This is a genomic window from Erythrobacter litoralis (assembly GCF_029760855.1).
GTDB lineage: Bacteria > Pseudomonadota > Alphaproteobacteria > Sphingomonadales > Sphingomonadaceae > Qipengyuania > Qipengyuania litoralis_A.
The window spans coordinates 1-18,902 of the sequence record NZ_SOSI01000008.1 but is presented as its reverse complement, the minus strand read 5'-3'; the positions used below and the strand labels follow the sequence as shown (position 1 = coordinate 18,902).

Below are 18,902 nucleotides of genomic sequence, written 5' to 3'. Positions count from 1 at the left end.
GGCGGCGCTTGCGGCGCACGTGGCGCCCGCGTAATCACCCATCCCACTTAGACCATCGCGGCGCGCCTTTCCACCACCCGTGCCCGCAAGGGAGGACCGATCATGGGTTTCATGCGACTGGGCGCGTGCCTATCTGCCGTCTCGCTCGCCGCGGCGATGCCGCTCGCCGCGCAAACCGGCCCGAATTCCGCAAAAGGGACATCCGTGAACCAACCGACCACCCCGCCCGTCGCCGAGAAGCGCGACTATTCCTACAGCCACCACGGCATCACCATCGCCGATCCGTATCACTGGCTGAAGGACGAGAGCTATCCCGAGGTGAACGACGAGGATGTGCTCGATTACGTGAAGGCGGAGAATGCCTGGTTCGAGGCGCAGATGGCGGATCATCAGCCGCTCGTCGAAACGCTGTACGAAGAGATGAAAGCGCGCATCAAAGAGGACGAATCCACCGTCCCCCAGAAGGATGGTGACTGGCTCTATTGGTCCGAATTCGAAGAAGGCAAGGAGTACCGCAAGCATTACCGCAAACCGGTGGCGGGCGGCGAGGCGGAACTGATCCTCGATCAGAACACGCTGGCCGATGGGCACGACTATTTTCGGCTGGGCGCTTTCTCCGTTTCGAAAAACGGCCGCTATCTCGCTTATTCGACCGACACCAACGGTTCGGAGCGCTATGTCGCTCGCTTCAAGGATCTGCAGACTGGCGAACTGCTGCCCGACGAAATTCCCGGCATCCGCACCAGCCTGACCTGGGTCGCCGACGACAGCGCGGTGGTTTACGGCGAATCGACCGAACAATGGCGCACCCTCAATGCCAAGGTACACCGCATGGGCACTCCGGTGTCTGAAGACGTCGAAATCTACCGTGAGGGCGACGAGAGCTTCGGGGTCGATACCGGCCTTACCGCGCAGGAAGACTGGCTTATCATCGCCACGGGCGACAACGAAACGAGCGAAATCCGCCTCGTGCGCGCCGACGATCCGACCGGCAAGCAGATCCTCGTCGCACCGCGTCGCAAGGGCGTGGAATACGACGTCGACGTGCGCACCGAGGGCGACGACGCCACGCTCTACGTCCACACGAACGACGACCACGTCAATTTCCGCCTCGCCACCGCCACGCTCGATGCGCCGGGCGAATGGACGACGCTGATCGAGGGATCGGACGAATTCTATCTCGACGGCTTCGAGCTCTTCAAAGACTTCTACGTGACCGAGGGGCGCTTGCGCGGTCTCGACCAGATCCAACTGCGCAGTTATGCCGATCCCAACCTGGTAAAACCGGTCGCTTTTACCGAGGCGAGCTTCAGCGCCGGCCTGTCGAACAATCCCGAATACGACGTCGACACGCTGCGCCTGTCCTATGAAAGCATGGTCACGCCCGATACCGTGTTCGATTACCATGTCGCGAACGGCGAGCTGGAGCAGCTCAAGCAGCAGGAAATCCCGAGCGGCTACGATGCGAATGCCTACAAGGTCGAGCGGATCGAGATCGCCGCGCGCGATGGAACAATGGTGCCGGTCTCCGTGGTGAGCCGCGCCGATCGACCGATGGGCGGTCCGCTCCACCTCTATGCCTATGGCGCATACGGCTATGCCGTGCCGCCGGGCTTTTCGACCAGCCGCCTGAGCTTGGTCGATCGCGGCTTCGCCTTCGCCATCGCGCATATCCGCGGCGGCGACGATCTGGGCCGCAAATGGTACCTCCAAGGCAAGCTCAACGAGCGGACCAACACCTTCAACGATTTCGTAGATGTGGCCGAAGGTCTGATCGACCGGGGCTATACCGCCAAAGGCCGAATTTCTGCGAGCGGCGGTTCGGCAGGCGGCGAACTGATGGGTGTTGTCGTCAACACCAACCCCGATCTGTGGGGCGCGGTGGTGGCGCATGTGCCATTCGTCGATGTGCTTAATACCATGCTCGACAAGGACCTGCCGCTCACGCCGGGCGAATGGCCCGAATGGGGCAATCCGATAGAGAGCAAGCAGGCCTTCGCCTATATGCTGAGCTATTCGCCCTACGACCAAGTGGTGGCGCAGGACTATCCGCCGATGCTGGTCACCGCCGGGCTGAACGATCCGCGCGTCACGTACTGGGAGCCCGCCAAGTGGGTTGCCAAGCTGCGCGAAAACAAGACCGACGACAACACGCTCCTGCTGAAGACGAATATGGGCGCCGGTCACGGCGGCAAATCCGGCCGCTTCGCCTCGCTGTACGAAGTGGCGGAGGAATACGCATTCATCCTGTGGCAGATGGGCATGACGGAGTGAGCAACAGCTACGAGCGGGAATTCGTCGCCGAGCCCGATCACATCGACGAGTTAGGCCACGTCAACAACGCCGTATGGGTCCGCTGGGTGCAGAACATCGCGACCGAGCACTGGCGCGCGGCGGCTGACGCGTCGGTGGTCGATCGCTACGTCTGGGTCGTGGTACGGCACGAGATCGACTATCGCGGCAATGTTGGTGCGGGCGAGACGGTACGCTGCGTCACCTACATTCCCGGCAAACCCAAAGGCGCGAAGTTCGACCGCTGCGTGGATTTCCACGATGCGAGCGAAAAGCTGCTGGTCGCAGTCCGCTCGACCTGGGCGATGATCGACCGCGATAGCGGGCGACCCGCGCGCATTACGGACGAGGTGGCGGGGCCGTTTTTAGGGGAATGAAATTTCGTTCGAACTGCTACACCGATCGGATGCATTTCACACTAGGTCGTTCCAAAATGGCACAGCATGCGTTGCCTTTCCGGTTAATCAAAGGTTTATGGTAGTCAGCTGGAATTAAGCAAACCATTCACCTGAGAGGATTTTTATGATTAACTGCAAACCAGCGCTTTTTCTTGCCGCTATAGCAGCCATGGCAGCGCCGGCTGGAGCTGCACAGGCAGCAGAATACATTTTCGACTTCGAAACGAGCAGAAGCCTGATCGGTGGACCTGTCTCCGGAAACGGAGTTTTCACGGTCTCCGACACGCCGGATACGGTGAATGGCCGCGAAGCGTTCCTTATTACCGATATCAGCGGTGTTCTGAACGGCTCTGCCATCACCGGGCTTACGCCGGGGGTCTTTGGAGCGGATAATTATTTCTACATGGGCGAATTCTTCGTTCGCGGCCAGGGGATCGGCTTCACCAACGCGGCAGGAACGACGGCAAACCTGTTCCTGCAGCAAGGCAGCCAGTATCGCGTAAACACGACCAACCCCTTCACGAGTTCCTTCGTCAACGCCAATGTCAGTCTCGCGACCGGTGCAGTTCCCGAACCCGGAATTTGGGCTTTGATGCTGTTGAGCTTTGCGGGAATCGGAGCCGCTATGCGTCGGAAGAACCGTACGACAAAGTTGGCGTATTCCTTCAGCTGATTTCGAATTACGAGACGAACCGGAAAGGCGTGGTTGGAATCCCGACCGCGCCTTTTTTGTTTTGAACCTACCGGACTACCAAGAGCAATCCGGCCATCGCCGAGAGCTTTCGAAGTGAAGTATCAGGCAGCGAGCCGACATAAACCGCGGATCACCAAGGCCGTCTCCATGCCGGGATCGGTTCTAACGGATGACTTTTGCATGGATCTGTGCGATGCTCTCCTCTGACGAAGAGGAATAAGTCATCGCACGTTCGGAAACAGAAGTTCGTCCGGAAAGAATCTGGGACGTTGCGCCCGACCTGTTCGGTATTCTCGACGATACCGGCGTCTTCAAAAAAACCAATCCGGCATGGCAATCCGTTCTGGGTTGGGCTCCCGAAGAGATCGAGAGTCGCAGCTTTTCGGAATTTTTGCATCCGGAAGATTCCGAAGCGACCATCGCGGCTTTCCACGATCTCATAGCCGGCAAACCGGCTCTTCATTTCGAAAACCGGTATCGGCACAAGGACGGTAGCTATGTCTGGCTATCGTGGAACGCGATCCCAGAGAACGGCATTTATTATTGCACGGCCCGCGACATCAGCGCCGACAAGCTGAACAAGTCGTCGCTGGATTCCAGCATGGAACAGGCTCAGCTGCGCGAACAATTCATTGCCGTCCTTGGTCACGATTTGCGCAATCCACTTGCGGCCGTACAGGCCGGAATCAACCTCCTCGAACGCGAAGATCTGAGTGAACGCGGCGCGCTGATCCTGAAAGAAAGCGCGAAGTCGACGAAACGGATGTTCGATATGATCGACGATCTGATGGACTTTGCCCGTTCGCGCCTTGGAAGCGGCGTTTCGCTCAATATCGAAGAGAACGCGGATTTGTCTTCGGCGCTCGAAGAGGTGCTGCAGGAAATCGCCGTTTCCCACCCCGAAGTTACCTTCAGCTCCGACATCGAGATTAACGGTACGGTCCGCTGCGATGTCCCAAGAGTGAGCCAGCTCGTTTCCAATCTTCTGGCAAACGCCGTTACCCACGGCGATAGCACCGCCCCGATCACCTTGCTGGCCAGCAGCGACGAGGCATTTCTCGAAATCTCCATTATCAATGCGGGAGAACCGATTACGGATTCTGTTCGGGAAGGCCTGTTCGAACCTTTCGTACGGGAGGAGGTCCGTCCTTCCCAGGAAGGATTGGGATTAGGCCTTTTCATCGCATCCGAGATCGCGAGAGCGCACGGAGGGAGCATCCTCGTAAAATCGGACGACGAGCAGACGCGTTTCACTTTTCGAATGCCGAGAGCGTAGTTCCGGCTAGGCCTGCCCTCGAATTGCAGAAATGAACGGGAAGGCCCCGTAAAAAGCCCTTCCCGGTCGGCACTCAAACCCCCAGAATATCAGCCGCAGTCCGGTATTCGTACCCAAGCTCTTCAGCCACTGCCTTATAGCTGACCTGACCCGCATGGACGTTCAGGCCTTCGGCCAAATGCGGATCGCTTTTCAGCGCTTCTTTCCAGCCGAGGTTCGCGATGCGCAGGGCGTGGGGCAGGGTCACGTTGTTGAGCGCATAGGTGCTGGTGCGCGCCACGGCGCCGGGCATGTTGGCGACGCAGTAATGCACCACATCGTCCACCACATAGGTCGGCTCGGCATGGGTAGTGGGCTTCGAGGTTTCGAAGCACCCCCCCTGATCAATCGCGACATCGACCAGCACCGCGCCCTTCTGCATGCGCTTGAGCATGGTGCGGGTAACTAGCTTGGGTGCCGCCGCGCCGGGGATCAGAACCGCGCCGATCACGAGGTCCGCGCTGCTCACCGCGTCAAGCAGGTTGGCGGCATTGGAGAAGCGGGTACTTGCCCGCGCTTCGAAATGGGTTCCGACCTTTTCCAGCGTTTCCGGATCGCGATCGAGGATGGTGACGTTCGCACCCAGGCCGACCGCCATCTGCGCCGCGTTGAAACCGACCACGCCGCCACCGATCACCACGACCTTGCCCGGCATCACGCCAGGAACGCCGCCCAGAAGCACGCCGCGCCCGCCATGCGCCTTTTCCAGCGCCGCTGCACCCGCCTGCACGCTCATACGACCAGCCACCTGGCTCATCGGCTTGAGAAGCGGGAGCTGGCCACGCGGACCCGTCACCGTCTCGTAGGCGATGGCGGTCACGCCGCTATCGACGAGATCACGGGTCTGTTCGGGATCGGGCGCGAGGTGAAGATAGGTGTAGAGGATCTGCCCCTCGCGCAGCTTCTTGCGCTCGTTAGCCTGCGGTTCCTTGACCTTCACCACCATCTCGCACTCGGCGAAGATCGGGTCGGGTCCGTCGACGATTTCCGCGCCGGCCGCCATATACTGCTCGTCCGTCGCATCGATGCCGAGGCCCGCGCCGCTTTCGATCCACACCTCGTTGCCTTGGCTGACCAGTTCGTGCGCGCTTTCCGGCGTCAGGCCGACGCGGTATTCGTGGTTCTTGATTTCCTTGGGGCAGCCGACACGCATCGCACATTCTCTCCTGATTTGCAGGCGGCGTTACGCCTGCACCGCGGGTGCGGCAAGCGGAGCGAGAGCTATGTAATCTTATTGCTCCGGCGTCTGCCAGCGCGCTTCGATCACATCCTCGGTCTCGCCATCGGTTTGCGTTAATGTCACCCCGTTCGCGGCGAGCGCCTCCGCTACCGAATCGCGCGCCTCCTCATTCCCGCCCGCCAGCACCACCGGCAGGTCGAGCCGGTCGGCCGCCCAAGCGATCACTTGTTGCGCCTGCTGGCCATCCGGCGTGAGTGCACCCTCGTCGTTCAGCGGAATGGCGGGCAAAGGCAGGAGGGGGGGGCGCAATTCCACATCCCAGTTCGGTGTCTTGGCCGCCGCGCGCCGTTCGAGAATGCGCCAGCCAGCTAGCGTCAGCCCCGGCAGAGGCTTCGCGATGACGATTGCGCGATTGTTGTCGCGATCGATGGTAACGGCCTGACGATCGACGCCTGCAATGAGCGCCAGATTGGCGGCGAGCGCGGCGATCTCGCGCTCGCTCGCTTCGGCCTGCTGCTCCGCCCGCGCCTGCGCCAACTGTGCCTGCTCCGCCGCTCCGGGATCGGTGCCGACGCGGAATTGCTCGATCTGTACGGTCACGTCGCGGTTCAAAGTTTCGCGCAGCCGATCGGAGATTTCGGTGTTGGCCCGCGCATTGAAGCTTGGCGTGAAAACGGTACCGGAAATGACCAACGGTTCGCTACCCCAATCGATTGCCGCATCGCTGACCTGCGCATCCTGCGGGAAGCTTTCGCTCACCGCCGCCTGCACCAGCCGCTGCGCGTTCGATTCCAGCGCGATCTGGCGCAGCGACAGGCCGAGCGGGATGGCAAGCGCGACGAACACCGCGATGATGCCGACATTCTGAAACACACCCTGCCGCTTGGAAAGATCGGTGCGGAAGCCATAGAGGCGTGCCATGATCGTGGCGGTGAGCGCGATGGTAAGGAAGTTGGTGACGTAAAGCGCGAAGGCGCCTGCGAACACCGTCCAGTTCATCGTCGCGAGACCGTAACCCACCGCGGCGAGCGGCGGCATCAAAGCGGTGGCGATGGCGACGCCGACGATCGTGCCTTCCCGCCCACGGATCATGGCGTAGGACCCGGCGAGTGAAGAGAACAGCGCCACCAGCAGATCGAACAGATTGGGCCGTGTGCGCGAGGCTATCTCCGGCGTCATGGTCTGTAGCGGCGACAGCAACACGATCAGCGCAGTGAAGGCGATGGCCGCCACCGTGCCGATCAAAAGCGCGCGGGCGCTAATCTGCAGCCACTTGATCTTGCCCGACGCAAGCGCGAAGCCTGCGCCCAAGATCGGACTCATCAGCGGCGAGAGCAGCATGGCCCCGATGACCACTGCCGGCGAAGACAGCAGCATGCCGAGAATGGCGATACCGGCCGACATCATGGTCATGAAGATGTAGCGCGGAGACGTGCTGCTCTCGCCCGCGATCTTGGCGATCACCGCCGTGTGGTCGACGTCCTGCACCACATTGTCGAGCCACCAGCGCCGCAGCGGCACGAAGGCGCGGCCGATCGGGCTGTGCACCCAACGCGGCGTCGGGCGACGGTCGTGGGCATCCTGCTCGATGGTCGGAGAGGCAATATCGGCCATGTGGCGGGCTTAAAGCGGATTGCCGTCCTGGTCGCGGAAAATCTCGCGCCGGCCGACATGGTTCGCCGGGCCGACCAGGCCTTCGCTTTCCATCCGCTCGATCCACTTGGCGGCCGTGTTGTAACCGACGCCCATCTGGCGCTGGAGCCAGCTGCCGGACGCCTTCTGGTTCTCGATCACGATCTGGCAGGCCTGGCGATACTTGCGCTCTTCCGGATTGTCGGATGCGGTGAACTCGTCCTCGAAATTGTAGCCGCCGTCTTCCGGCTCCTCGGTGACCGCATCGACATAGTCGGGCTTGCCCTGCCCGCGCCAGTGATCGGCTACCCGCTCGACCTCGTCGTCGGAAACGAACGGTCCGTGCACGCGCACCATCGCGCCGGTATTGGGTTTATAGAGCATGTCGCCCTTGCCCAGAAGCTGCTCCGCGCCCTGCTCGCCGAGGATAGTGCGGCTGTCGATCCGGCTCGTCACCTTGAAGCTGATGCGGGTCGGCAGGTTGGCTTTGATAACGCCGGTGATGACATCGACGCTGGGGCGTTGGGTCGCCATGATGAGGTGGATGCCCGCGGCACGGCTTTTCTGGCTGAGGCGCTGGATCAGCACTTCGATTTCCTTGCCGACCGTCACCATCAGGTCGGCCAGCTCGTCAACGATCAGCACGATCAGAGGCAGCGGCTGGTAATCGAGCTGCTCCTCCTCGTACATTTCCTCGCCCGTTTCCGGATCGAAGCCGGTCTGCACGCGGCGACCGAGCGGGGCGCCCTTCGCGGCGGCCGTCCGGACCTTCTCGTTGAACCCGGCGATATTGCGCGAATTCACGCTGCTCATCATCCGGTAGCGGCGCTCCATCTCCTCGACCGCCCATTTGAGCGCGCGGACCGATTTCGCAGGCTCGGTGACAACGGGCGAGAGAAGATGCGGAATATCGTCGTAGGTTTTGAGTTCCAGCACCTTGGGATCGATCAGGATCAGGCGGCACTCGTCGGGCGTGAAGCGATAGAGCAGCGACAGGAGGATGGCATTGAGACCAACCGATTTGCCCGACCCGGTCGTACCCGCGACCAGTAGGTGGGGCATGGCCGCAAGGTCGGCCACGATCGGTTCGCCCGCGATGTCCTTGCCGAGGATCATCGGCAGGCTACCCGAATTGTCGACGAAGGCAGCCGAGGTCGCCAGTTCCTTGTAACTGACCATCTGCCGGTCGGCATTGGGCAGTTCGATACCGATCACGGTCTTACCCGGGATCGGCGATACGCGCGCGCTGATCGCGCTCATGTTGCGGGCGATGTCCTCGGCCAGGCCGACCACACGGCTCGCCTTGATGCCCGCGGCAGGCTCCAACTCGTACATCGTCACCACCGGGCCGGCCCGCACGGCAGTGATTTCGCCCTTCACATTGAAATCGTCGAGAACGTTTTCGAGCAGGCGGGCGTTGCGCTCCAGCGCGATCTTGTCGAGCTTTTGCGCCGTATTGGGCGGCGCGTCGGTAAGCAGGTCGTTGCTCGGAAGCTGGTAATTCGCGAACATGTCGCGCTGCTTCGCAGCAGCGGGGCGCGACTGCGCGGGTGCGGGCAAGGGATCGGCGATTTCGGGGGCACGGCGCGGAGCGGCAGGCCGATCCGCCTCTTCCTCGACCGGCGCGGGTTTGCGGCGTGCCTTCTCGGGTTTTTCCGGCGCGGCCTTTTTCACCAGCGGCAGATCGAAGTCGGCCGCCGCAACGCGCTTTTGTAGAAACTCCGGTAACGTCAGGAATTGCGCCCAATCGATCGCAAAGACCCGCGTGGTCAAGGCAAGGCCGCCCCCTAGCGCGACGAGGCCCATTAAGCCTACGATCCAGCCGGAAAAGTCTCCCGCAAAGCGAGTTGCGACCGTCTCGATCCCGTCCGCACCGAGCAATCCGGCAAGGCCGCCGGCCCCGGCAGGAAACGGTCCGGGCGATTCCGCGAACAGTAGCGAGACGACGATGCCGAGCAGCGCCATGGCCGCCAGCAGAAGGCCGAACGGGCGCCACCACTGGCCGGGGGTCTCCTCCTCGTCAGCATCCTCCACTCCGGTCCACAGCCGCCGCGCACCGATCCAGAGCATCGGGAGGAGTAAGAGCGCAGGCAGCCCGAACAGCATGAAGACCCGCTCCGCCGCCCAAGCGCCGCTCGGGCCCATCCAGTTGGCGACATTGGCATCGGCTGCGGCGGTCGAGGTGCTGGGATCGGTCTGCGTGTAGCTGGCTAGCGACAAGGTAAGGAACAGCAGGAGCCCGAGCAGCAGCACAGCCCCGGTCATATGGAGGGCGCGCCGCATCGAACGGCGAAACGCCGCCCGCCAATCGGGTTGAGCGCTCGCGCGCGTCGCCATGCAATATCCCCTAGTCCGTAGGCCCGGCAGTATGCGGCGGAGGAGAGTCCGACGTCAAGCCGTCGATCGCCCCCCAGCGCGGCCAACCGAGCAACCGAGCCCGCGCCGCGTCCATCCCCCCGAGCGCGATGACCGGGATCGGGCTTTGCTGTGCGAGGGTATGAAAACCCTGCAAGCCGAGCGTAACGCCGCCCGGATGCGACGCCGTTCGGAACACGGGCGACAGGAACACGCCGTCGGCACGGTCGCGAACTGCGGCCTGCAATTCCGGCCCATCATGGGCGGTCGCGAGATGGAGGCCGGTTTCGCGTCTCCGCCGCCCACCATAGGTACCGTCGGCCGGCCAGTCTTCGTTTCCGGCAAGCACGACGACGTGACCGTTACGGCGCGCAATCCCGCATAGAGCCGCAAACCGGCGCACACGCACATCCTTCTGGAGGTGATAGTGCCGAAATACGAAACCCGATCCGGGCGGCAGGCATTCAAGCGACTGTTCGAGGTGCGCGTCGTTGCGCGCGTCGCTCAGCAGCCAGATCAGCGGCAGGGGATGGTCCGAAGCCATTCGCACGGTATAGCGCCGCCCAATGGAAAAGGCAGACACCCCGCTCGAACAGATCCGCTCAAACATCGCTTCGGTGTGCAAGCGCGCCAAACGCTCGCAAGACGAGGTTACGCTGGTCGCCGTCAGCAAGCGCCATAGCGCAGAGGCCATTTTGCCTGTCCTGGAACAAGGCCACCGCGATTTTGGCGAGAACCGGGTGCAGGAAGCGCAGGAGAAGTGGCCCGATTTGCGCGACCGCTTTTCGGATGTCCGGCTTCATCTCGTCGGCCAGTTGCAGTCGAACAAGGCAGAGGATGCTGCCGCTTTGTTCGATGTCATCCATTCTCTCGATCGGCCGAGCCTCGTGAAGGCACTGGGCAAGGCATTCGACAAGACGGGGCGGCGCGTGCCCTGCTTCATTCAGGTAGATGTTGGCGAGGAAGAGCAGAAAGGCGGCTGCCCCATCGCCGGATTGCCCGACCTTATAGCACAGGCCCGCGACGCCGATATTCCGGTGGCCGGGCTCATGTGTCTGCCGCCGCAGGATATCGAGCCGGCTCCGTTCTTCGCGCTGCTCGACAAACTTGCACGCGATCATGGATTGGAAGGCCGCAGCATGGGGATGAGCGGCGACTACGAGACCGCTGTCATGCTTGGCGCGACGCATGTTCGCGTCGGCACTGCACTGTTCGGCGCGCGAGACTGAAGGGTCTGAACCCAAACAAAAAGGGCGCCCCGAAGGGAGCGCCCTCTTCGTATCGCTGAGCTTCGAAGCGGTTTAAAATTCGCCGCGAAGGGTGATGCCGTAGGTCCGCGGCTCGGCAAGGTAAGCCGAGAAGGTCTGCTGCGGCGCCACGAACGGCGTGTTGAATGCAACCTGCGTATAATCGACGTCGAACAGGTTCTGCACCCAGCCTTCGACCGCGAAGCGCCCACCGATATTCGTCACGCCCACGCGGCCGTTGACGATCACGAACGCGTCCTGCTCCTTACCGTATAGCAAGTCGGAGCCGGTGTTGTAATCGTCGGTCATCCGGGCGTTCACGAAGAACAGGCCGGACATACCGCTGTCGCCGAGCGGCGGGGTCCAGGTCAGCGAGGTCGTACCGACGATTTCGGGCGCGTTCGAAAGATTGTCGCCCGGCAGCAAGCGGAGCGCCGGATCGAGCGGCGAGCCGTCGTCATTACCGACGAGGTTGTCCTCGTAGCTGGTGTCGGCATAAGTCACGCCCAAGGTGAAACCGAGGTCGCGGATCGGGTTGAGCGTAGTCTCGAACTCGATACCCTGCGCGATAACGCCGGCACCGACATCGTCCGGATCGCACCGACCGGTGGTGGCGCTAGCATCACGGTCGCCGCCGCCCAGATCGGCATCGCAACCGTTGATGTTCTGCACCAGGAAGACCGAGCCGTTGAAGGTGTTCAGCTGGAAATTGCTGAACTCCTGCCGGAACCCGACCAGGCTGAAGCCCCATTTGCGCTTCGAATATTTGAACCCGACTTCGTAAGCGTCCACCGTTTCCTGTGCGAATTGCAGGACCGTGGGATCGATGTTCGCCGGGTTGAACGTCACCGGAGCGCCGAGTGCCGAGCGATCAAGGTTGAAGCCGCCGGCCTTGTAGCCACGCGAGTACGAGCCATAGACCAGGGCATCGGGGGTCGGCTTCCAGCTCAGGATAGCCGTGCCGGTGAACTCGTCCTCGTCGCGGGTATCGGTGATCGATACCCCATCGAGACCTGCCGTCGAGTTACCCTGACAGGTCAGGCCCAACAGACCGCCCGCAAGACCGGCCAGTGACGGAACGGCAAGGAGACCTCCGAGCAGTGCCTGGTTCTGCTGACAGAAGACGTTGTCGTTACCGAACGTCGCGTCGAAATCCTTCGTTTCGTTCGTATAACGCGCACCCAGTGTCAGATCGACAGTATCGGTCAGATGGATGATGTTATGGGTGAAGAACGCGAAGTTCTCGCTCTTCTGGTTGTAGACATCACCCGTCGACCCACGGTCGCGAACCTGGGCGAGGTTATTGATGCCCGCGATGATGAGCGGCGTTGCTGCACCGAAGGCCGGCGTGCCGGTAAGCGTGCCGTCAATCGCAGCGATGTTCGCGCCGAAGCAATTATCGGCCGCAGGGTTGGCCAGTGCAGGGTTGATCGCCAGCGCGATACGACAGTTCGCAAACGTGCCGTAATCGTCGCCAAAGCGGAGGTTATCCTGCACACGCAGCTTTTCATTGGCATAGAAGCCACCGATCAGCCAGTCGATCCGGTCATCGAAGAACGTGCCGTTGAGGCGCAGTTCCTGCGTGAATGTCTTGAACGAACGCGCGCCACCAAACTCGTTGGGCGCACGATAGAGCAGATCGACCTGCTGGTAATCGGTGTCCGAACCCTGGAAGTTCGAATATTCGCGATAACCGGTGATAGAGGTGAGGTTCGCAAAACCGAGATCGTAATTCAGTTCGCCGGAGACGCCGTAATCTTCGGTTTCGCCTTCATACGATCGGCCCGGCGTCACGTAGATATCGCGATCGAACGTGCCGCTGTTCAACGCGGCGGGATTCAGACCCAGACCGAGGAGGACAGGAATGATCGGATTTTCAGGGCTCGTAAGAGCCGGCGCACCCGGTTCCGGTCGCGCGAACGAATCGAGGCCGGGCGAAACGCGGGCAAGCGGCGCGAAATCCGTTTGCACGAAAGTCGCAGCGCAGCACGCCTCGTCCTTCTTCGAATAGTCGCCGACCAAGCGGAAGCTCAGCGATTCGGTCGGCTCGAACAGCGCCTGTGCACGCACGAGATACCGGTCGCGATTGTTGATCCGCACATCGTTGACGACATCGTTGTAGAAGCCGTCACGCTCGAAATACACACCATCGGCACGTACCGCGATCGTATCGCTGAGCGGAGCGTTGACGCCGCCCTCGACGCGGATTGCATCGTAATTGCCATAGGTGAAGGCACCATAGGCGCCGAACTCGAACTCCGGCGGTGCGGTGTAAATGCTGATCAGGCCGGCCGATGCATTACGGCCGCCGAGCGTACCCTGCGGGCCGCGCAGGATTTCGACCCGGTCAAGCGGGCCAAGTTCGGACAGCGCGTTGCCCGAACGCGAGCGATAGACGCCATCGACGAACACTGCGACCGAGCTTTCGAGGCCGGGATTGTCGCCAACCGTACCGATACCACGAATACGCGCCGAGCCGTTGGCTTCGTTACCTGTCGAAGAGACGAGCAGCGACGGTGCGACCTGGTTCAATTCGCGAATGTCGGTCGTACCGGAATTCTCGAGCGTCTCGGCAGAGACTGCGGAGACGGCAACGGGTACATCGGCAAGCGCCTGAGCACGGCCCTGCGCGGTAACAACGATGACTGGTGTCGTATTTTCGACGTCGGCGTTGTCGATAATATCGCCTTCGTCGGGCTGATTGCTGGTTTGCGCCAAAGCGGCCTGCGGAACGAGGGCGAAACCTGCCCCGAGCATAGCCAACGTACGCAGAGAAACTGCGGATACCTTCATTTCAGAACTCTCCCATAAACGGTTGCGCAATCGAATGCGCATGTCGACCGGGTTACGCAAGATTGTTTCTGCGAATTACGTTCAGGCGTCTTCCAACCGTGCCTGCATTGCATCACTTGCGGCATCGACCAACCTGGCAGCGAGCCGGTTCTGCCGCTCTCCATCCGCGAGTTTGTCGCCCGTCAAATCCGTAACGTAAAACGTGTCCACGGCCCGTTCGCCATAATGCGTGATATGCGCCGAATGCACGACCAGACGGCTTTCGAACAGGACACGCGCCAGACGATTGAGCAACGCCGGCCGGTCGCGCGCATTGACCTCGACGACCGTGAACCGATTCGAGGCTTTGTTGTCGAAGTCGACCCGCGGCGAGACCTCGAACACTTTCGAACGGCTGTGCGGCAAGGGACGCTTCGCCAAGCGCGGCGCCAGTTCGATGCGGTTCGCGAGCGCATCGGCGATCGCGGTCTCGATCCGCTCGAGCTGCGTTTCTTCCGCAAACGGCGAACCGTGAGGGTCTTGGACGAGGAAATTGTCGATCGCCCAGCCCTTTCGTGTCGTATGGATGCGCGCATCGATGATGTTGCCGCCTGCAAGGTGGATGCCGCCCGCGATCCGGTAGAACAGGCCGGGATGGTCCGCCGCGATCACAGTGACCAGCGTTGCGCCGCGCGCCTCGTACGGTTCGCAATGGACTGAGAGGCTGTGTTCGGCTTCGCGCGCTGCCTCGTAGTGGACGAGGTTCAAGGCGATAATATCGGCGGGTTCGGCGACCCAATAGGCATCGTCCAGCGTATCGGCGAACCGATCGACCAGATCCTCGCGCGAACCCAGTTCCCGGCGAACTTCGTCCTTCTTGAACGCAACCCGCTGCTCGCGACCATGACGCATATGGCCGAGCCGGAGCCGTTCGTGCGCCGCGTCGAACAACTCGCCTAATAACTGGCCCTTCCAACTGTTCCACGTACCCGGGCCGACCGCACGAATATCGACCGCGGTGAGGATCGCTAGGTGGCGCAGCCGCTCGATGCTCTGAACCTTGCCGCAAAAATCCTCGATCGTCTTGGGGTCGGTCAGATCGCGCTTCTGGGCGGTGTGGCTCATCAGCAAGTGATTGAGGACGAGCCAGGAGACGAGTTCGGTCTCGCTATCCGACAGGCCGAACCGTGGGCAGAGTTCCAGCGCGATGTCCGCACCGAGTTCGGAATGATCGCCGCCGCGTCCTTTCGCAATGTCGTGCAACAGCGCGGCGACATAGGCGACGCGGCGCGAGGCGACTTTGTGGATCAGACGGGTGGCGCGGGGATGATCGTGTTCCAGCAGGCCTTTCTCGATCTGCGAGAGCAAGCCGATTGCGCGAATGGTATGCTCGTCCACCGTGTAGTGATGGTACATATCGAACTGCATCTGAGCATTGACCTTACCGAAATCGGGCACGAAGCGGCCGAACACGCCGGCTTCGTTCATCCAGCGCAGCACCGTTTCAGGATCGTTGCGCCCGGTAAGCAGATCGAGAAACAGCGCGTTCGCACGCGCATCGTTGCGGATTTTAGCGTCAATCAGGCCGCTGTCGCGATCCGCCTGCCGCATCGTTTCAGGATGGATCTCGACTTCCTCGCTTTCTGCCAGCGTAAATATCTCGATCAGGCGAACCGGATCCTTGCGGAACCAGTCGTCGCCCGGCGCCGCAATCCGCCCGCCCGAAATCCGGTATCCCTGGACGGTGCGCGAACGGGCGCGAAAGCCCGCGAAGAAGCCGGACCGGCCCGCCTTCTGCGCGAAATCCTCCTCGATATGCGCGAGAAATATGCCGGTCAGGCTACCGACCCGTTTGGCCTGCAGAAAATAGAACTGCATAAATCGTTCGACCGCGCTCTTTCCCGGCCGGTCGGCGAAGTTCATTCGCTCGGCCACCTGCCGCTGCAGGTCGAAAGTCAGCCGGTCTTCGGCGCGCCCGGTAATTACATGCATGTGACAGCGCACGGCGAGGAGGAACCGCTCGGCACGGCGGAAGCTGCGATATTCGACTTGCGTCATCAGACCGACGCCGACGAGTTCGGCGGCGCGCCGCACGTTATGAATGAACTTGCCGATCCAGAACAAGGTCTGAAGATCGCGCAACCCGCCCTTGCCGTCCTTTACATTGGGTTCGACGACGTAGCGGCTGTCGCCCATCCGCTTGTGACGAGCATTCCTTTCGGCCAGCTTTTCCGTGACGAACGCGCGCTCGTTCCCGCGCCGCACTTCGAGTTCGAAGCGCCGTGCACCTTCGTCGTACAATTCGCGGTCGCCCCAGACGAACCGCCCTTCAAGCAGGGACGTACGGATGGTGAGATCGTCCTTCGCGAGGCGTGTTGCTTCCTCGATCGTCCGGGTGGAATGCCCGACCTTGAGGCCGAGATCCCACATCAGATAGAGCATCGCCTCGACGACCTGCTCGCACCAGCTGTTGCGCTTTCCGCCGACGAGGAACGCGATGTCGACATCGGAATGCGGCGCCATTTCCGCGCGGCCGTATCCGCCGACTGCCATGATCGCCAACCGCTCCTGCGCGGACGGATTGGCGGCGGGATAGAGGTGCAGGGTCACGTATTCGTGAATGATCCGCACCAGTTGGTCGATCAGGAAGGAATAGCCTGCCGCAATCGTATGGCCGGCCGAGGGATTTTCGAGCAACCGCCGCTCCATTTCGGCCCGCCCGTCGTCCAGCGCCTTGCGCAACATGGCGACGACCTGCGTCCGCGTTCCCTCCTCGCCGCGCGCCACCAGTTCCTCGATTGCCGAGGACAGCGCGCGGCGATCGAGAATTGCGCGTTGATCGGAGATGCGCGGCCCGCTCACCCTGATGCGACTTCCTTTTCGTACCGCGCCTTCAGCGTCCGCTTATCGACCTTTTGCGTGCCGAGGCGGGGGAGCGTGTCTTCCGCGATCCAGAGATATTGCGGCACCTTGAAGCCGGCAATGTGCTCGGCAAGATATTCGCGCAGATCGTCCTTCTCCAGCGTCTTGCCGCGGACCGGGAGGTAGACCGCCGCCGGAACCTCGCCCAGCCGCTCGTCGGGCAGGCCGAAGACGGAACATTCCGCCACATCGGGATGGGCGTAAATCGCTTCTTCCACTTCGATGCAGGCGATGTTCTCGCCGCCGCGAATGATGATGTCCTTTTTGCGGTCGACGATGAAAAGATAATCGTCCTCATCGAGATAGCCGAGATCGCCAGTGCGGAAATAGGCATCCTTTGTGAATGCCGCTTCGGTCGCTTCCTCGTTGCGCCAGTAGCCGATGAAGTTCGCGATCGAGCGAATGCAGACCTCGCCGACCTTGCCGGTATCGAGCTTGTTGCCATCGTCGTCGAGGATCGCAAGATCTACCAGCGGCTTCGACGGCATGCCGGTTGAACCGGGCTTGGCGAGATAATTCTCGTTGAGATTGCCGCAACCGACCGCATTGGTTTCCGTAAGACCGTATCCCAGAAGCGGATTGCCTTCCGGGAAGGCGTTCTTGATCTTGGTCACGTGTTCGGGCGGCCGGGGCGACCCGCCCGCAGCAAAGCTTTTGCATTCGGACAGATCGTAATCGTCGCGATTGGGATGCGTCGCCAGTTCGTAGCTCATCAACGGCACGCCGACGAAGTAGGTGATCTTTTCCTTGTCGAGCAAGCGGAGGGCTTCTTCCGCGTCCCATTTCGGCATCAGCACCAGCTTGCGCCCCAAAGCAAAGCTCTGAAGGAACAACGGGATTTCGCCGGTCACATGAAAAAGCGGAACGGCCACGAGCGCGGAGGGCTGGACGCTGGGCGCTTCGTTGCGCTCGGTCAGGATCTGCAGGATCATCGCCGTCTGGCAGACATAGTTCATCGTGCCGGACACGACGCCCAGGTGATCGGAATAGGCGCCCTTCGGATTGCCGGTGCTGCCCGAGGTATAGAGGATCGTCGCGAGATCGGAGGGTTTGAGTTCGCCGAGCATTCTGCTCGCCGTATCACCCTCGGCCCAGATATCGGACAGCCCTTCCGATGGTTTGCCATGGCCGATAGTGACGATCTTCGCGGAGATGGTCTCGCCGTCCATCCGGGCTGCGCGTTGCGCATCAGCGAGTACCAGCGAACAATCGCACAGGTTGATGCCGTAAGCGAGTTCCTCGCCCGTCCACCAGCCGTTGAGCAGGGTCGCGCAGCCGCCGGCCATCAGCGTACCCATATAGGCGATCATCCAGTTGGCAGAGTTGCGAGCGGCGATGCCCACCCTATCGCCCTTCTTGACGCCCTGCTTCGTCGCCAGCCCGTGCGCGACGTGGACGGCGGCGGCATAGACTTCACCGAAGGTCAGCCGCAGGTCGCCGTCGACGAGAAAAAGCTCGTCCTTCTTCTCGTTGCAGAAATGCGCGAAATAATGCGCAAGGCTGGGCGGGGCGTTCTTGAAGGCCGGCATTTCCGTGTTCGCACGCATCGCCGTGGTGAGCTCGAACATCTGGCCCGGCGCAGTGACGGCACTCGTAAAGCGGTCGATATCCTGATCGAGTTGGGTGGGCATTAGGTGGCAGTCCTCTCGTACATATGTCTCTTCCAACGCGCGTTCGGCGGCAATTGCCGAACGCGTGCGACACAGGCTTTCCCCAAATCACCTGCTATGCCAAAAGCCGCCCGCATTTCCGGTCGCGGTGTCGGCCTTCGATGGAAATCTCTAAGGAGATAATACCTTGCTGTCACTACTGGTGGCGACCGCTTCGGCCGCCGATCCGATTTACTGGTCGGAGCTTGGCCTGCGCCCCTACCTGTTCAGCATCGGCGGGTTCGAGCTGCGCTATTATTCGCTCGCTTATCTGGTGGGCATCCTGCTCGCCTATTGGCACCTGTCGAAGATGATCAAAGCGCCGGGCAGCCCGATGGCGCAACGCCATGCGGACGATCTGTTCTTCTACTGTACGCTGGGCGTCATTATCGGCGGGGGGGGGGGGGGGGGGGGGGGGGTGTGGGGGGGGGGGGGCGGGCACCCGC

General features: G+C 61.7%; 13 protein-coding genes. 6 read left to right on the top strand and 7 right to left on the bottom strand.

The genetic code is table 11. From position 1 onward, the window contains the following. The first annotated feature begins 102 nt into the window (after positions 1 to 102). The 4 genes from E3U23_RS13205 (at position 103) to E3U23_RS13190 (ending at position 4,660) form a co-directional block, all read left to right on the top strand. The gene (locus tag E3U23_RS13205) at positions 103 to 2,274 is read left to right on the top strand and encodes a S9 family peptidase (protein ID WP_431732690.1); all 2,172 of its coding nucleotides are present in this window, start codon (positions 103 to 105) and stop codon (positions 2,272 to 2,274) included. After that, entirely contained in the window at positions 2,271 to 2,669 is a 399-nt protein-coding gene (locus E3U23_RS13200) for an acyl-CoA thioesterase (protein WP_279351752.1), read from the top strand. Before E3U23_RS13205 ends, E3U23_RS13200 begins: the two co-directional genes overlap by 4 nt. 190 nt (positions 2,670 to 2,859) lie before the next feature. Then, entirely contained in the window at positions 2,860 to 3,363 is a 504-nt protein-coding gene (locus E3U23_RS13195; RefSeq protein WP_279351751.1) for a PEP-CTERM sorting domain-containing protein, read from the top strand. A 244-nt stretch (positions 3,364 to 3,607) separates the two neighbouring features. Next, a complete protein-coding gene (locus tag E3U23_RS13190; RefSeq protein WP_279351838.1) occupies positions 3,608 to 4,660 on the top strand; it encodes a PAS domain-containing sensor histidine kinase in 1,053 nt (350 codons plus the stop codon). 73 nt (positions 4,661 to 4,733) lie between these two features. Here E3U23_RS13190 and ald read toward each other — a convergent pair whose 3' ends face one another. From ald to E3U23_RS13170, 4 genes are all read right to left on the bottom strand, one after another. Beyond that, on the bottom strand, positions 4,734 to 5,852 hold the full coding sequence (ald, locus tag E3U23_RS13185) for an alanine dehydrogenase (RefSeq protein WP_279351750.1): 1,119 nt from the start codon (positions 5,850 to 5,852) through the stop codon (positions 4,734 to 4,736). Positions 5,853 to 5,930: 78 nt separating this feature from the next. Next, entirely contained in the window at positions 5,931 to 7,493 is a 1,563-nt protein-coding gene (locus tag E3U23_RS13180) for a DUF389 domain-containing protein (protein ID WP_279351749.1), read from the bottom strand. A 9-nt stretch (positions 7,494 to 7,502) separates the two neighbouring features. Next, positions 7,503 to 9,848: a DNA translocase FtsK gene (locus E3U23_RS13175; RefSeq protein WP_279351748.1), complete on the bottom strand. Its 2,346-nt coding sequence runs from the start codon at positions 9,846 to 9,848 to the stop codon at positions 7,503 to 7,505. A 10-nt stretch (positions 9,849 to 9,858) separates the two neighbouring features. Then, entirely contained in the window at positions 9,859 to 10,410 is a 552-nt protein-coding gene (locus tag E3U23_RS13170) for a thiamine phosphate synthase (RefSeq protein WP_279351747.1), read from the bottom strand. Positions 10,411 to 10,432: 22 nt separating this feature from the next. Between E3U23_RS13170 and E3U23_RS13165 the strand changes: the two genes are divergently transcribed. Continuing rightward, positions 10,433 to 11,095, top strand: a complete 663-nt coding sequence (locus tag E3U23_RS13165) for a YggS family pyridoxal phosphate-dependent enzyme (protein WP_279351746.1) — start codon at positions 10,433 to 10,435, stop codon at positions 11,093 to 11,095. 72 nt (positions 11,096 to 11,167) lie between these two features. Here E3U23_RS13165 and E3U23_RS13160 read toward each other — a convergent pair whose 3' ends face one another. The 3 genes from E3U23_RS13160 to E3U23_RS13150 form a co-directional block, all read right to left on the bottom strand. Then, the gene (locus E3U23_RS13160) at positions 11,168 to 13,906 is read right to left on the bottom strand and encodes a TonB-dependent receptor (RefSeq protein WP_279351745.1); all 2,739 of its coding nucleotides are present in this window, start codon (positions 13,904 to 13,906) and stop codon (positions 11,168 to 11,170) included. A gap of 81 nt (positions 13,907 to 13,987) precedes the next feature. Next, on the bottom strand, positions 13,988 to 16,747 hold the full coding sequence (locus tag E3U23_RS13155; protein WP_279351744.1) for a [protein-PII] uridylyltransferase: 2,760 nt from the start codon (positions 16,745 to 16,747) through the stop codon (positions 13,988 to 13,990). Continuing rightward, positions 16,744 to 18,438 carry a class I adenylate-forming enzyme family protein gene (locus E3U23_RS13150; RefSeq protein WP_279351743.1) on the bottom strand — a complete coding sequence of 565 codons (1,695 nt, stop codon included), beginning with the start codon at positions 18,436 to 18,438 and terminating at the stop codon, positions 16,744 to 16,746. Before E3U23_RS13150 ends, E3U23_RS13155 begins: the two co-directional genes overlap by 4 nt. Positions 18,439 to 18,604: 166 nt before the next feature. On the opposite strand from E3U23_RS13150, the gene E3U23_RS13145 reads away from it, so the two are divergent. Further along, positions 18,605 to 18,902: prolipoprotein diacylglyceryl transferase family protein (locus E3U23_RS13145; protein WP_279351742.1), on the top strand; the 298-nt coding region annotated here is incomplete at its 3' end.